The organism is Actinokineospora guangxiensis (assembly GCF_042657845.1).
GTDB lineage: Bacteria > Actinomycetota > Actinomycetes > Mycobacteriales > Pseudonocardiaceae > Actinokineospora > Actinokineospora guangxiensis.
The window spans coordinates 1-780 of sequence record NZ_JBHSKF010000040.1 but is presented as its reverse complement, the minus strand read 5'-3'; the positions used below and the strand labels follow the sequence as shown (position 1 = coordinate 780).

Genomic DNA, 780 nt, shown 5'->3' with positions numbered 1-780 from the left:
GGGGGGGGGGGGGGGGGGGGGGGGGGGGGGGGGGGGGGGGAGGGCCCCGGGGGGCCGATCCCGGCGCGGGGGCGGGGAAGTCTGGCGGGGGTTGGGGAGGTGGGGGATGAGATCGTGGGTGGGGTGTGAGTCGTGGGTGGGGTGTACGTCAGGTGCAGGGTTGTGCCGTCGGGGGTGGGGGTGGTGGAGAGACCGTGGTGGGGGGCGCGGTCGGTCAAGGCGGTGATGAGGTGGCCTGATTCCAGCTCGGCGAGGGCGTCGGCTAGGGGTCCGTAGCCGGGTGGGAGGCGGTCGGGGTGGGCGGTGATGGTGAGGGAGGTGTCGGGAGAAGTGGTGGTGGGGTCGCTGGATGTGGGGGATGAGGACGTGCGGGACACGGCGCGGTGGGTGGGGGAGAAGTGCCAGGTGGTGGAGTGGTGCTGGATGTGGATGTCGGCCAGGTAGGCGGCTCGGGGGGAGGGGTAGGCGCGGTGGTCGTTGAAGGGGTTCCAGGGTTCCCAGCGCTCGGGGGTGGCCACGTCGGTCAGGAGGGCGGCGATGGCTTCGGTCTGGGGGGTGGTTGCCCAGGTGGTGAGCGGGGTCTGGGGGTGGGTGGGGGAGGGGGCGGGTGTCCAGGGGCCGGGGGCGACCTGCTTGCCGGGGCCGTGGGAGTGGGCGGCGGCGAGGGTGGTCTTGATCTCCATGGCGGTCCTGTTCACGGGGACGGGTAGGGAGGGCGTGGGGGTGGACGGAAGCGGGTGGGGTGAAAGGGCGGAAGGGATCAGGAGAGCGGGAGGGCGG

The 780-nt window shown here is 73.7% G+C and carries 1 pseudogene; it reads right to left on the bottom strand.

What is annotated here, in order from left to right:
- Positions 1–683, bottom strand: a pseudogene (locus ACFPM7_RS30355) (hypothetical protein); the annotation flags it as partial.
- Between the last annotated feature and the right edge of the window lie 97 nt (positions 684–780).